The organism is Alteromonas sp. W364 (assembly GCF_031846205.1).
GTDB lineage: Bacteria > Pseudomonadota > Gammaproteobacteria > Enterobacterales > Alteromonadaceae > Glaciecola > Glaciecola blandensis.
Genome location: NZ_JAVRID010000005.1, coordinates 337,354 through 351,039, shown reverse-complemented (window position 1 = coordinate 351,039; position 13,686 = coordinate 337,354). Strand labels below are relative to the sequence as shown.

Annotated in this window: 21 protein-coding genes; 1 reads left to right on the top strand and 20 read right to left on the bottom strand. The window is 43.5% G+C overall.

Translation table 11 applies throughout. From position 1 onward, the window contains the following. Positions 1-336: 336 nt before the first annotated feature. Positions 337-1,116 carry a hypothetical protein gene (locus RM556_RS10650; RefSeq protein WP_311374569.1) on the top strand — a complete coding sequence of 260 codons (780 nt, stop codon included), beginning with the start codon at positions 337-339 and terminating at the stop codon, positions 1,114-1,116. Positions 1,117-1,188: 72 nt separating this feature from the next. Here the strand turns inward: RM556_RS10650 and RM556_RS10645 are convergent, their stop codons facing one another. From RM556_RS10645 to rnr, 20 genes are all read right to left on the bottom strand, one after another. After that, entirely contained in the window at positions 1,189-1,602 is a 414-nt protein-coding gene (locus tag RM556_RS10645; RefSeq protein WP_311361329.1) for a hypothetical protein, read from the bottom strand. Between the two features lie 148 nt (positions 1,603-1,750). Beyond that, a complete protein-coding gene (gene rplQ, locus RM556_RS10640) occupies positions 1,751-2,149 on the bottom strand; it encodes a 50S ribosomal protein L17 (RefSeq protein ID WP_311361328.1) in 399 nt (132 codons plus the stop codon). 41 nt (positions 2,150-2,190) lie between these two features. Further along, on the bottom strand, positions 2,191-3,180 hold the full coding sequence (locus tag RM556_RS10635; RefSeq protein ID WP_311361366.1) for a DNA-directed RNA polymerase subunit alpha: 990 nt from the start codon (positions 3,178-3,180) through the stop codon (positions 2,191-2,193). Positions 3,181-3,200: 20 nt separating this feature from the next. Further along, positions 3,201-3,821 (bottom strand): 30S ribosomal protein S4, encoded by a 621-nt coding sequence (gene rpsD / locus RM556_RS10630; protein ID WP_311374568.1) that lies wholly within the window; start codon positions 3,819-3,821, stop codon positions 3,201-3,203. A gap of 24 nt (positions 3,822-3,845) precedes the next feature. Then, entirely contained in the window at positions 3,846-4,235 is a 390-nt protein-coding gene (gene rpsK / locus RM556_RS10625) for a 30S ribosomal protein S11 (RefSeq protein ID WP_311361326.1), read from the bottom strand. Positions 4,236-4,247: 12 nt separating this feature from the next. Then, positions 4,248-4,604 (bottom strand): 30S ribosomal protein S13, encoded by a 357-nt coding sequence (gene rpsM, locus RM556_RS10620; RefSeq protein WP_195733731.1) that lies wholly within the window; start codon positions 4,602-4,604, stop codon positions 4,248-4,250. A 156-nt stretch (positions 4,605-4,760) separates the two neighbouring features. Further along, entirely contained in the window at positions 4,761-4,874 is a 114-nt protein-coding gene (gene rpmJ / locus RM556_RS10615; protein WP_075607266.1) for a 50S ribosomal protein L36, read from the bottom strand. A gap of 32 nt (positions 4,875-4,906) precedes the next feature. Next, a complete protein-coding gene (secY, locus tag RM556_RS10610) occupies positions 4,907-6,217 on the bottom strand; it encodes a preprotein translocase subunit SecY (protein WP_311374567.1) in 1,311 nt (436 codons plus the stop codon). A gap of 5 nt (positions 6,218-6,222) precedes the next feature. Continuing rightward, on the bottom strand, positions 6,223-6,657 hold the full coding sequence (gene rplO, locus RM556_RS10605) for a 50S ribosomal protein L15 (protein WP_311361324.1): 435 nt from the start codon (positions 6,655-6,657) through the stop codon (positions 6,223-6,225). A 3-nt stretch (positions 6,658-6,660) separates the two neighbouring features. Next, complete coding sequence (gene rpmD / locus RM556_RS10600) at positions 6,661-6,843, bottom strand: 50S ribosomal protein L30 (protein WP_014107681.1); 183 nt, start codon at positions 6,841-6,843, stop codon at positions 6,661-6,663. Between the two features lie 6 nt (positions 6,844-6,849). Then, complete coding sequence (gene rpsE / locus RM556_RS10595) at positions 6,850-7,353, bottom strand: 30S ribosomal protein S5 (RefSeq protein WP_110428000.1); 504 nt, start codon at positions 7,351-7,353, stop codon at positions 6,850-6,852. 9 nt (positions 7,354-7,362) lie between these two features. Further along, a complete protein-coding gene (gene rplR / locus RM556_RS10590; RefSeq protein WP_311361323.1) occupies positions 7,363-7,716 on the bottom strand; it encodes a 50S ribosomal protein L18 in 354 nt (117 codons plus the stop codon). 12 nt (positions 7,717-7,728) lie between these two features. Then, entirely contained in the window at positions 7,729-8,262 is a 534-nt protein-coding gene (rplF, locus tag RM556_RS10585; protein ID WP_311361322.1) for a 50S ribosomal protein L6, read from the bottom strand. 13 nt (positions 8,263-8,275) lie between these two features. Next, on the bottom strand, positions 8,276-8,668 hold the full coding sequence (gene rpsH / locus RM556_RS10580; protein WP_311361321.1) for a 30S ribosomal protein S8: 393 nt from the start codon (positions 8,666-8,668) through the stop codon (positions 8,276-8,278). A gap of 12 nt (positions 8,669-8,680) precedes the next feature. Then, the gene (gene rpsN, locus RM556_RS10575; protein WP_311361320.1) at positions 8,681-8,986 is read right to left on the bottom strand and encodes a 30S ribosomal protein S14; all 306 of its coding nucleotides are present in this window, start codon (positions 8,984-8,986) and stop codon (positions 8,681-8,683) included. Positions 8,987-8,998: 12 nt separating this feature from the next. Continuing rightward, entirely contained in the window at positions 8,999-9,538 is a 540-nt protein-coding gene (gene rplE, locus RM556_RS10570) for a 50S ribosomal protein L5 (protein WP_195733722.1), read from the bottom strand. Positions 9,539-9,553: 15 nt separating this feature from the next. Next, positions 9,554-9,868 (bottom strand): 50S ribosomal protein L24, encoded by a 315-nt coding sequence (rplX, locus tag RM556_RS10565; RefSeq protein ID WP_311361319.1) that lies wholly within the window; start codon positions 9,866-9,868, stop codon positions 9,554-9,556. 12 nt (positions 9,869-9,880) lie between these two features. Next, the gene (rplN, locus tag RM556_RS10560; RefSeq protein ID WP_008846203.1) at positions 9,881-10,249 is read right to left on the bottom strand and encodes a 50S ribosomal protein L14; all 369 of its coding nucleotides are present in this window, start codon (positions 10,247-10,249) and stop codon (positions 9,881-9,883) included. A 267-nt stretch (positions 10,250-10,516) separates the two neighbouring features. Then, positions 10,517-11,257 carry a 23S rRNA (guanosine(2251)-2'-O)-methyltransferase RlmB gene (gene rlmB / locus RM556_RS10555; protein WP_311361318.1) on the bottom strand — a complete coding sequence of 247 codons (741 nt, stop codon included), beginning with the start codon at positions 11,255-11,257 and terminating at the stop codon, positions 10,517-10,519. A 3-nt stretch (positions 11,258-11,260) separates the two neighbouring features. Next, the gene (gene rnr / locus RM556_RS10550; protein ID WP_311374566.1) at positions 11,261-13,675 is read right to left on the bottom strand and encodes a ribonuclease R; all 2,415 of its coding nucleotides are present in this window, start codon (positions 13,673-13,675) and stop codon (positions 11,261-11,263) included. Positions 13,676-13,686 lie beyond the last annotated feature (11 nt).

Below are 13,686 nucleotides of genomic sequence, written 5' to 3'. Positions count from 1 at the left end.
TGTGCCGTCTCAAGCGGGATGCGTATACTACCTACATCCAATTTATTGTCAAGACTAAAAATCAATTTATTTTAGATTTTTGCTTAACTGTATTTTAAGCTCTTATACTTGCTGATAAACAGTAATGTAATAATGAACTTAACAGCGTTAAAGCAGTCTTAACTTGCTAGACGGGAACTTAATCCCCTAAAGCGACGCGCATTGTAGTCATTTATACGAATAGGTCAACCCTAATACGCATAAAAGTTGATATTTTTCACCAAAGGCGTACCTTAACATTCCTGTTACAAAATCTTGTTGTGCCGATAAGAGTAAAACGGAAGAGGATTTATAGAGATGAAATTAGCTGCAGTTACCCTTAGTACTTTGTTATTAGTTAGCGCTCCATGCCTTGCACAGGAGACCGAAGACAAAGAATCTTTTGCTCAGTCTAGTCATTTCTTAAAGCAACAAGTTAGAAGCAGTAACTCCGTTGGTCGAGCAATCCGAACCGTTTTGGCTCGATACCCGGAAAACACCTACGAATTAGTGAATATTGCTTTAGATACATATCCAGAGAAATATAGACAGATTGTGTCGGCAGCAGTTTCAACACAACCAGCGTATGTTGACGATGTTATAAAACTCGCTCTAGAGAAAAAGCTAGCACCGGCAACGGAGTTAGTCACCCTAGCTATCAATGCAGAACCTAGCTATGCAGAGTATGCAACTGAAGCTGCGTGTAAGTTCTCACCTGATCAATTTACTGAAATTGTCCGCACAGCGGTAAATATGGAACCTGACTCTGCTGACCAAATTGCGAAAACGCTGGCGAAGTCTTACCCAAATAAAACGATTGACGTATTAGTCACCACGATTCAAGAGGTACCCTTAGTCGGTAAGTATGTTGTTGATGCTCTTTTGGCGTTATTTCCTGAAGATTCGACTGAATCTGAGTCAATGATTATCATTTCAGTGGAACAATTAGCTAAACATCCCGAAGCTGTTGAAAGGTTGGTGCAACTTGCAGAACAAAGAGGTATAAACCAAGACTTGGTGAGTGCGAGCGCTAAAAGAGGCGGGTTAAGCGATGTACAAGCTAGTGTTCTTGTAGGTAAGTATTATAAAAACCAATAAGCCAACACTGCTTTCAAACCAAGAGTAAAACCAGCATGCTTCAAATAGCAAACTGGCACATGATCAATGGCACTATCGTTTTATAGTAATTTTACACTGTACAACGTCAACATTATCAGCAGTAATGTTCTCGTAAGTCCTACTTAGCACATCTAGCGAATACAAATTCAAAGACCTTCTTGTATCTTCAATGAGTTCAGACATACATGATTGCATTGCGTTTAATTCATTATCCATGTTTTCTAGCGGATATGTGTTGATAAAGGTATTTTCTTCTTTATCCATTTCAGACGCGACCACAACAGAAGTATCAGCAGGCTCTTTTTTAGCTTCCTGTTCCGACTCACTGTTATTTTTACTCTTTTTTATATCTTGATAGACTTCTTTACCAGCTTTAATTGTGTCTGATATTAGATTATCAGGGCTTTCTATCGTGACACATGAGGGCAGGCACAAACACGCTACAATACCAAAAATACTTTTCATCTCTAGCTTCCTTTTCACTTTAACGCCCTTCCCTTAAATTTCAATAGAACTAACAGAACCCGATAAGTATCCTATTTTAAAGAAATCTCTGGACATAAAAAAACCCAGCGCTAAAAGCTGGGTTTTTATTTACAAACCAAAGGCTTGTTTATTCTTCAACTGCTTCAGCTACTTCTTCAGCTTCAACAACTGGACGGTCAACTAATTCAACGAAAGCCATTGGAGCGTTGTCACCTGCACGGAAACCACACTTCAAAATACGGCTGTAGCCGCCTGGACGAGCGTCGTAACGCGGGCCCAATTCGTTAAACAATTTACCTACCACTTCTTTATCACCAGTTCTTGCCATTGCAAGACGACGGTTTGCAACGCTGTCTTGCTTAGCTAAAGTGATTAGCGGTTCTATTACTCGACGCAGTTCTTTCGCTTTTGGCAACGTAGTTTTAATAACTTCGTGTTTAACCAACGAACTAGCCATGTTTTTAAACATTGCTTGTCTGTGGCTGCTGTTACGATTTAACTGTCTACCACTCTTACGATGGCGCATAGCTATATCCTTCTTTACAAATCAGTTTATCTAAAACCTGATTAATCTTTTTCAGCGATTGACTCTGGTGGCCAGTTTTCTAGGCGCATACCTAGAGACAGTCCACGAGATGCCAGTACATCTTTAATTTCTGTAAGCGACTTCTTACCTAAGTTAGGCGTTTTCAGAAGTTCTACTTCAGTACGCTGTACCAGGTCACCAATATATTGGATAGCTTCCGCTTTCAAACAGTTTGCAGAACGAACAGTCAGTTCTAAGTCGTCCACAGGACGAAGTAGAATTGGATCAAATTCTGGTTTCTCTTCTTTCTCAACTGGCTCAGAGATGTCACGTAATTCTACGAAAGCATCTAACTGCTCGGCTAAGATAGTAGCAGAACGACGAATGGCTTCTTCCGGATCTAGTGTTCCGTTAGTTTCCATATCGATGATTAACTTATCTAAATCTGTGCGTTGTTCAACACGAGCAGACTCAACAGAATAAGCAATACGCTCTACAGGGCTGTATGAAGCATCAACTAATAAACGACCAATTGGACGATCATCATCTTCAGAGGAACGACGAGTTGAAGCTGGAACATAACCTCGGCCCATTTCTACTTTAATGCGCATGCTTAATTCAGCTTCGCCAGTTAAAGTACAAATTACATGCTCTGGATTTACGATCTCAACGTCACCATCGTGCTGGATATCGCCGGCAACAACAGGGCCAGCACCAGACTTAACTAGTGTAAGCGTTGCTTCGGTTTTACCTTCAAGACGAACTGCTAGTCCTTTAAGGTTAAGCAAAATTTCGATTACGTCTTCTTGAACACCTTCTTTAGTGCTGTACTCATGTAATACACCATCGATTTCCACTTCAGTCACTGCACAACCTGGCATAGACGAAAGTAAGATACGGCGTAATGCATTACCTAGAGTATGGCCGAAGCCTCGCTCTAAAGGCTCAAGTGTTACTTTTGCACGAGTAGGTGAAACATTTTCAATTTCAACTAATCTTGGCTTTAGGAATTCGGTCACTGAACCCACAATGTATCCTCTTTAGTTAATCTTTACTTAGAGTAAAGTTCGACAATCAACTGTTCGTTAATGTCCGCAGACAAATCCGTTCTTTCTGGAACACGTTTAAAAACGCCTTCCATTTTCGTGTTGTCAACTTCCAACCAAGTTGGTTTCTCGCGTTGGTCTGCTAATTCTAGTGCAGAAACAATACGAGCCTGTTTTTTCGCCTTTTCACGAACAGCAACCACATCTTCAGCTTTTACGTTGAAAGATGGAATGTTCACTACTTTACCGTTCACTACGATAGCTTTGTGGCTAACTAGTTGGCGAGCTTCAGCACGAGTGCTTGCAAAACCCATACGGTAAACAACGTTATCTAAACGCTGTTCTAGAAGCTGCAACAAGTTTTCACCTGTGTTGCCTTTAAGGCGCGCTGCTTCTTTATAGTAGTTTCTAAACTGTTTTTCTAATACACCGTACATACGACGTACTTTTTGCTTTTCACGCAATTGAACGCCGTAATCAGACAAACGACCGCGACGGGCGCCGTGCTGACCTGGTGCTGTATCAATCTTACACTTGCTTTCAATTGCTCTTACGCCGCTCTTAAGGAACAAATCAGTTCCTTCACGACGACTTAGTTTGAGTTTTGGACCCAAATATCTAGCCATGATCTTTCTCCAACTGTCCGTCGATTAAACGCGACGTTTTTTCGGTGGACGACAACCGTTGTGAGGTATAGGTGTCACATCGGTAATATTTGTGATCTTGTAACCCGTTGCATTTAATGCACGGATTGCAGATTCACGACCTGGACCTGGGCCTTTAACGAACACTTCAATGTTCTTCAAGCCGTATTCCTGAGCAGCAACGCCAGCTCTTTCAGCAGCAACCTGTGCAGCAAAAGGAGTTGACTTACGTGAGCCACGGAAACCAGATCCACCAGAAGTTGCCCAAGATAGAGCGTTACCCTGACGGTCAGTGATAGTCACAATTGTGTTGTTGAAAGAAGCATGGATATGAGCCATACCATCAGCAACTTGACGTTTTACGCGCTTGCGGGCGCGAGTAGGAGCTTTAGCCATTGTAACCCTCGCTTACTTTTTAATAGGTTTACGAGGACCTTTACGGGTGCGCGCATTTGTTTTAGTGCGTTGACCACGTAGAGGTAAGCTACGACGGTGGCGAATACCACGGAAGCAACCTAGGTCCATCAAACGTTTAATACTCATTGATACTTCACGGCGAAGGTCACCTTCAACTGTGAATTTTGCAACTTCGTCACGAAGTTTATCAATAGTCGCCTCATCAAGATCTTTGATCTTGGTTGATTCTGATACACCAGCACCTGCGCAGATTACTTTCGCTCTCGTTGCGCCGATACCGAAGATCGCTTGGATAGCGATGACGGCATGTTTGTGATCAGGAATGTTAATGCCAGCGATACGGGCCATTAACAGCACTCCTCTAAATTATTGTTGCTAGCCTAAAAAGCCCGATAGGATACTTACCCAGCAACTAAATTGCAAATAAAGGTTTTAAGGCTCGGGCGCTAGTACAGCAACCCGATATTAAAAACCAACTGTTACTCTTATTTCTAAGAGTAGTGATTAACCTTGCCTTTGCTTATGCTTAGGCTCTACACAGATCACTCTAACAACGCCGTTACGTTTAATGATCTTGCAGTTACGGCAAATCTTTTTAACGGATGCACGAACTTTCATTACATCACTCCGTAATTGGCTAACTTAAAGGACTAGCCTTTAAGATTAGCTTTTTTAAGAACATCCCCGTATTGATGTGACATCAAATGGGTCTGCACCTGCGCCATAAAGTCCATTACCACAACACATATAATGAGTAGTGATGTACCACCGAAGTAAAACGGAACGTTAAACCACAATAGTAAGAACTCAGGCACCAAACAAACAAAAGTAATATAGAGAGCACCGGCTAGTGTTAAACGAGTCATCACCTTATCGATATAACGAGAGGTTTGCTCGCCTGGACGAATGCCAGGAACAAAAGCGCCAGATTTCTTCAAATTATCAGCTGTTTCGCGAGGATTAAAAACTAATGCTGTATAGAAGAAGCAGAAGAAAATAATCGTTGCAGCATAAAGCATTACATATAAAGGATTACCCGGAGACAACGCCAATGAGATGTCAGTCAAGAAAGAGAAAGACTCATTCTGGCCAACCATACCCGCTAACGTGCTCGGGAAAAGTATAATACTAGACGCAAAGATTGGTGGAATAACACCAGCCATGTTTACCTTAAGCGGTAAATGTGAACTTTGCGCTGCAAATACTTTACGTCCCTGCTGGCGCTTAGCGTAGTTTACAACGATGCGACGTTGCGCACGCTCTACGAAAACAACCAGATAGGTAAGTGCAATAATGATGGCACCGATAACACACAAGAACAGAAGGTTTATTTCACCCAACCTTGCTTGCTCTGCAGTTTGACCAATCGCTGTTGGTAAACCCGCTACGATACCAGCGAAAATAAGTATCGAAATACCATTTCCAATGCCGCGTTCTGTAATTTGCTCACCTAACCACATCAAAAACATGGTGCCGGTAACCAAACTCACGATAGCTGTAAAATAGAAACCTAGGCCAGGGTTAATCACTAAACCTTGCACTAAGTTTGGCAAACCAGTAGCAATACCCACTGACTGGAATATCGCTAATATTAAGGTTAGATACCTTGTATATTGACTAATCTTACGTCTACCCGCTTCACCTTCTTTTTTAAGCTCCATCAATGGAGGGTACATATGCGAAAGCAATTGCACAATAATAGAAGCTGTAATGTAAGGCATAATCCCTAAAGCAAGTACAGAAGCGCGCTCAAGAGCACCACCGGAGAACATATTCATCATTTCTACGATAGTGCCTTTCTGTTGCTCAAATAACTGAGCTAACACGTTTGCATCAATACCAGGGATAGGCACATACGAACCTAGCCTAAACACGATAATTGCTCCAAGAACAAACAACAAGCGAGACTTAAGTTCACTTAGTCCGCCACCTGCTCCTGAATTTAGTCCTGGTTTTGCCATTTAGCTTATTCCTCTACTTTACCGCCAGCCGCGTTAATCGCTTCAAGTGCGCCTTTGCTCACTCGGATCCCGCTTAAGGTAACAGCACGATTAATTTCGCCACTCTTCATCACTTTAACGAACATGATCTCTTTCTTGATGAGACCTGCTGCTTTTAAAGTATCAACAGTAACGATATCGCCTTCTACCTTAGCAATTTCACTAAGTGTAACTTGGTCAGACACAAACGATTTACGTGACGTAAAACCGAATTTCGGCAAACGGCGTTGAATAGGCATTTGACCGCCCTCAAAACCAGGTTTAACAGACCCGCCAGAGCGAGACTTTTGACCTTTATGACCACGACCACCAGTTTTGCCTAAGCCAGAACCGATACCGCGACCAACACGTTTACCTGAATGTTTAGCTCCTTCGGCAGGAGCAAGAGTATTAAGTCTCATAGATTACTCCTCAACTATCTCAACCATGTATTGAACACGGTTGATCATGCCACGAACTGACGGAGTATCTTCCAACTCACGTACTTGTCCGATTTTACGTAAACCTAAACCAACCAAAGTGGCTTTGTGCTTAGGAAGACGCCCGATAGAGCTTTTAGTTTGCTTTACTTTAATCATCTTAGACATGTTCGATTACCCCAAAATATCTTTGACTGACAAACCACGTTTTGCAGCAATCTTCTCTGGCGAATTCATTTCCACTAGAGCGTTGACTGTTGCGCGAACAACGTTAATTGGGTTTGTAGAACCGTAGCATTTTGAAAGTACGTTCTGAACACCAGCCACTTCAAGTACTGCACGCATCGCACCACCGGCAATAATACCGGTACCTTCAGATGCAGGCTGCATGTAAACTTTAGAGCCTGAATGACGACCTTTAATTGGGTGTTGTAATGTATTGCCGTTAAGGTCTACGTCGACTAAGTTACGACGTGCCTTTTCCATTGCTTTTTGGATAGCAGCAGGTACTTCACGTGCCTTACCGTAACCAAAACCAACGCGGCCATTGCCATCACCAACCACTGTCAAAGCTGTGAAACTAAAGATGCGACCACCTTTAACAACTTTTGATACGCGGTTTACGGCGATTAGCTTTTCTAACAAGTCACCCTGTTGTTGAACTTCTACTTTAGCCATTTTAAACTCCTAGAACTGAAGACCCGCTTCACGAGCGGCATCAGCCAGTGCTTTCACACGACCATGATATTTAAATCCACTTCTATCGAAGGCAACTTGCTTAATGCCTTTATCGATAGCACGTTCTGCGATCGCTTTACCTACTGCCGCTGCTGCCTCTGCGTTGCCTGTAGCTTTTAAAGAACCCTTAAGATCTTTTTCTACAGTAGAAGCTGCTGCCAATACTTCAGAACCACTTGGCGCGATTAACTGAGCATAGATGTGGCGAGGTGTACGGTTAATAACCAAGCGATGTGCACCTAACTCACTGATTTTCTTACGGGCGCGAGTGGCGCGACGTAAGCGAGCTGATTTCTTATCCATCGTATTACCTACCTACTTTTTCTTAGCTTCTTTACGACGCACAGTTTCATCTGCGTAACGAACACCCTTACCTTTATAAGGCTCTGGTGGACGATAGGCGCGGATGTTAGCTGCAACCTGACCTACAACCTGCTTATCGGTGCCTTTAACAACGATTTCAGTCTGTGTAGGGGTTTCTACGCTGATGCCTTGTGGCATTTCGTAGACGACAGGGTGTGAAAAGCCCAACGTAAGGTTAAGTTTGCTACCTTGTGCTTGTGCACGGTAACCAACACCATTAAGTTGAAGTTTCTTCTCAAAACCATCAGTAACACCAACTACCATCTGATCTAACAATGCGCGAGCGGTACCAGCTTGAGCCCAGTTGTTAGCGAAACCTTCACGAGGAAGTGCTTTTAACTGGCTCTCTTCTTGTACTACTTCAACAGCGTCGTTAAATACGCGAGTTAATGTACCTTTACTACCTTTTACTGTGACTTCTTGGCCGGCGATTTTAATTTCAACGCCAGATTTGATGTCGACAGGTGCTTTTGCTATACGTGACATAATTCTTCCCCTGTTACGCTACATAACCGATGATCTCACCACCCATGCCTGCATTACGCGCAGCACGGTCAGTCATCACACCTTTTGAGGTAGACACGATAGCAATCCCAAGTCCACCCATCACTTTTGGTAACTCATCTTTTTTCTTATAGATGCGTAAACCAGGACGGCTAACTCGTTCGATTGTATCAATTACTTTTTTACCTTCGAAATACTTCAAAGTAACTGTTAAAACAGGCTTAACACCTTCAGTTACCGAAGAACCTTCGATATAACCTTCAGCTTCTAGTACTTTTGCAATAGCAACACGTACTTTAGAAGAAGGCATAGAAACCGCAACTTTAGAAGCCAATTGGCCGTTACGAATTCGAGTAAACATATCTGCGATTGGATCTTGCATGCTCATAGTCTGCTCTCCTTACCAGCTAGCTTTTTTAAGGCCAGGGACTTCACCACGCATTGCAGCTTCACGAAGCTTAATACGAGAAAGACCAAATTTGCGAAGGAAACCATGTGGACGACCCGTTATACGACAGCGGTTGTGCTGACGTGACGGTGACGAATCACGTGGAAGTTTTTGCAGCTTAAGAACAGCATCCCAACGCTCTTCTTCAGAAGCGTTAACGTCACTGATCACCGCTTTAAGCGCTGAACGTTTCGCTGAATACTGTTTTACCAGCTTGGCACGTTTTGCTTCGCGTGCCTTCATTGATTCTTTTGCCATAACCCTTACACCCTATTTTCTAAACGGGAAGCTAAACGCACTCAAAAGAGCATGTGCTTCGTCGTTAGTATCTGCACTGGTAGTGATAGTGATATCCATACCGCGTACTTTATCCACTTTATCGAAATCGATTTCAGGGAAGATGATTTGTTCACGAACACCCATGCTGTAGTTGCCTCGACCGTCAAAAGATTTCGGGTTAAGACCACGGAAGTCACGGATACGAGGAATAGTAATTGAGATTAATCTCTCAAGGAATTCCCACATACGTTCGCCACGTAGGGTTACTTTACAGCCAATCGGATAACCTTCACGGATTTTAAAACCCGCAACAGATTTTCTAGCAACAGTAACAATAGGTTTTTGACCGGCAATCGCTGCCATATCAGCTTGCGCTGCTTCAAGAACTTTCTTGTCCGCTACTGCTTCACCTAAACCCATGTTTAAGGTGATTTTTTCAATCCGAGGGACTTGCATGACGCTTTTGTACCCGAACTGCTTTGCAAGTTCAGCTACTACTGTTTCTTTATAGAAATCATGCAGTTTCGCCATCGTACTCTCCAATAATTATACTAAGTCGCCGTTAGACTTAAAGAAACGAACTTTCTTCTCGTCTTCAACACGGAAACCAACGCGATCAGCTTTACCCGTTGCTGGGTTAACTAACGCTACATTAGACACATGAATGGTTGCTTCTTTCTCAATAATACCGCCAGGCTGCTCAATCTGTGGATTGGCTTTCTGGTGTTTCTTGATGATGTTCACACCTTCAACTACTAAACGGTCTTCAGACGCAAGTACTTTCAAGACTTTGCCTTGTTTTCCTTTGTCTTTACCCGCTAATACGACTACTTCATCATCACGACGAATTTTTCTAGCCATTATCGTGACTCCTTAAAGTACTTCTGGGGCCAATGAGATGATCTTCATGAATGAATCTCCACGAAGTTCTCTTGTGACCGGGCCAAAAATACGCGTACCAATTGGTTGCTTGTTTGCATTAAGCAAAACAGCTGCGTTGTTGTCGAAACGAATGGTTGAACCATCAGCGCGACGAACGCCTTTTCTAGTACGCACCACCACTGCATTCAGAACATCACCTTTCTTAACTTTACCGCGAGGAATTGCTTCCTTGACAGTAACTTTGATGATGTCACCGATATGTGCATAACGGCGATGCGAGCCACCAAGAACCTTAATACACTGAACCCTGCGAGCTCCCGAGTTATCGGCAACGTCCAGGTTAGTTTGCATTTGGATCATGTTTAGTGCTCCGCTGTTAAATATTATGACTCTCACGAGCCTCTAAGCTGCTATTTCGTCCTTGATTTCAAAGGAAATTTCAGAAAAAATAGACCACACCCCTACAAAAAGGGCGCGAAACTATAACAGAAAATAAGCATAAACGGTAGTTTAATTTTCAATTGAATTGAGTTTATTTACTTATATTTCGCGGCGTCCTCTGCTGCATGCATAAGTATATGGAGACCTTGAATAAAAACTCAAGTAGAGGGGGGGTTAGCAACGAGTCTATTCGCCTCGCTGCCTAACAATTTCATACAAACAAACACCGGTTGCCACCGATACATTGAGGCTAGATACAGAACCCGCCATAGGCAGTTTGATTAACTCGTCACAATTTTCTCTGGTTAAGCGGCGCATGCCCTTTCCTTCAGCGCCCATTACTAAGGCAGTTGGCCCCGTTAGCTTGCACTGGTATATAGATTGTTCAGCTTCACCTGCTGTCCCAACTACCCATACACCCGCATCTTGCAAACTTTTAATTGTTCTAGATAGGTTTGTGACCTGAATCAGAGGAATCACTTCCGCAGCTCCGCACGCAACCTTGCGCACGGTTGGAGAAAGCGCTGCGCTCTTATCTTTCGGCACAATCACCGCATGTACACCAGCAGCATCGGCTGTACGTAAACAAGCGCCTAAATTATGTGGGTCAGTAACACCGTCGAGCAATAGCAAAAATGGAGAGCTCTGATTCAACAGAATGGCGTCCAAGTCATGTTCGTCTAAGACTTTACCTGGCTTCGCACGTGCGATCACGCCCTGATGTTGCTCACCGCCAGCCTTATCATCTAGTGTCTTACGCTGGCAAAACTGAATACTGATCCCATGTCGACGACCTTGGTTAATGATATGTGTTAAGCGTTCATCATCTCGGCCTTTAAGCACAAACATTTCAATAATGCGCTCGGGCTCCCTATCAATCACGGCTGTCATGGCATGCAAACCATATATTAATTCTTGCTGTGCCATTACTTATCTCCGTTGTTTGTTCTTAGACGCTTTACCGCCTTTGGTCCTTGGACCTGATTTTTTACGCCCAGTGCGTTTTGGCTTTTTCGTTGATGGTGCTTTGGTATTCGCATCACCAGTGCTAGGTGTTTGAGTTTTATCTTTTGAGGCAGTTTCGTTCATGCTTGACTTAGCGCTGCCTTTTTTCGCACCGCCTTTAGAACGACTCCGCTTTCTTGGTGGTTTTACTGAAGCTCTCGCTTTCGTCGTGCCCTCAATCAACAAGTCAATTTTTCTCTCATCGAGATTGACACCTGCGACTTTGATTTTCACTTCATCGCCGAGATGGTAGACCATTCCTGAGCCTTCGCCGACTAAACACTGCTTTTGTTCATCAAAGTGGTAATAGTCACTTGGTAGCGACGTAATATGCACTAGGCCATCTATCTGAAATTCAGTAATACGCACGAACAATCCGAAGTTGGTAACGGAAGCTACTACACCTTCAAAAGCATCGCCAACATGGTCTTGCATAAACTCGCATTTAAGCCAGTCTGAAACATCACGTGTAGCATCGTCTGCTCTTCTTTCTGCCATGGAGCATTGCTCACCGAGCTGCTCAACCTCATCGACCGAATAGGCTTTACCACCCGTTTTAGACTTGCGGCCATTCTGCTTGTCGACAATTGCTTTTATCGCACGATGCACAACTAAGTCAGGATAGCGACGAATGGGCGATGTAAAGTGCGCATAGGCTTCAAGCGCCAAACCGAAATGACCCACATTGTCTGGCGCGTAAACAGCTTGCTTCATGGACCGAAGTAGCATGGTTTGGATTAATTCTTTATCTGGTCGATGCTGAATCTTCTTCATTACCGCAGTGAAATCTGCTGGTGATGGTGTTTCATTGACCGTAAATGGTATCCCAACTTCGGCCAAGTAGGTTTTAAATGTCGTTAAACGATCTTCGTCAGGTTTATCATGGATACGAAATAAAGCTTCAGCCTGATTTTTCTCGATGAACTGCGCAGCGCAAACATTCGCCATGATCATACACTCTTCAATCAGCATATGTGCTTCATTGCGTTCTATTGCAATAATATGGGAAATTTTGCGCTCAGCGTTGAACACGAATTTACTCTCGATCGTTTCAAATTCTATAGCACCACGCCCCTGACGAGCAGTCTTTAAGGACTTAAACAAACTGTAAAGATCGTTCAGGTAGGGTACATGCTGCTTGTAGCGTTCATTTAAGGTTTCATCACCTTGTAAAATGCCCCACACTTTGTTGTAAGTTAAGCGAGCATGCGAACGCATTACTGCTTCGTAGAATTGGTAATCGCTCAGTTTACCCTGCTTCGTAATAGTCATTTCACAGACCATACATAGGCGATCTACATCAGGATTTAGCGAGCAAAGACCATTTGAAAGTACTTCAGGCAGCATCGGAATGACCTTCTCAGGAAAATACACCGAAGTGGCTCTATTCTGTGCTTCACCATCTAGCGCAGTCCCTATTTTGACGTAGGAACTCACATCAGCAATGGCTACCCACAACTGCCAGCCACCATCTTCATTTGGCTGACAATAAACAGCGTCATCGAAATCGCGAGCGTCCTCGCCGTCAATAGTCACTAAAGGAAGTTGACGAAGATCAATACGACCTTGTTTTGCTTCTTCTGGCACTTCTGGCGTTAAGCTAGCAATTTGTTTGGTGACCGCTTTCGGCCAATTATGTGGAATATCGAAATTTCTCAGTGCCATTTCGATTTCCATGCCAGGCGCCATATGTTCGCCGAGTACTTCTATCACTTTACCAATGGCATTCACTTTGCGTCGTGGTCGTTGAGTAATTTCGACAATCACGACGTGGCCTTGTCTGGCGCTATTGCGAGCCTCTGGCGGTATGACAATTTCATGGCTAATGCGGTTATCATCAGGAATAACTATCGACACACCTTGTTCCATAAAGAAACGGCCAACGATAGGTTCTTTACGGGGCTCTATGACGCGATTAGGTCTGAACTCTATACGTCCACGGCGATCAACCCCGCTTTCTGTGCCCTCAACGATATCGTCATGCAGCAAGGTTTGCATTTGTGCGGCATGGATAAATAGATCTTTTTCAGTATCGGAGTGTTTCAAAAAACCAAAGCCATCACGATGGCCGATTACACGCCCACGGATTAACTCTGCGGCTTGTTGCACTTCGTATTTTTTGTCTCGGGTAAACTTAACCTGCCCTTCTCGCTCCATGGCGCGTAGGCGTCTTTGAACACCAATACGGCTGTCTTCGTCGCTTGCATTTACAAGCTGACAAATGTCTAGGAAGCTAAGGGGACTTTTTGATGAGGAAAGTATTTCTAGTAGGTATTCGCGGCTTGCAACCGGATTTTCGTATTTTTCTTTTTCTCTTGAGTAATGCGGATCTTCTGTCATTCATTCTTTTC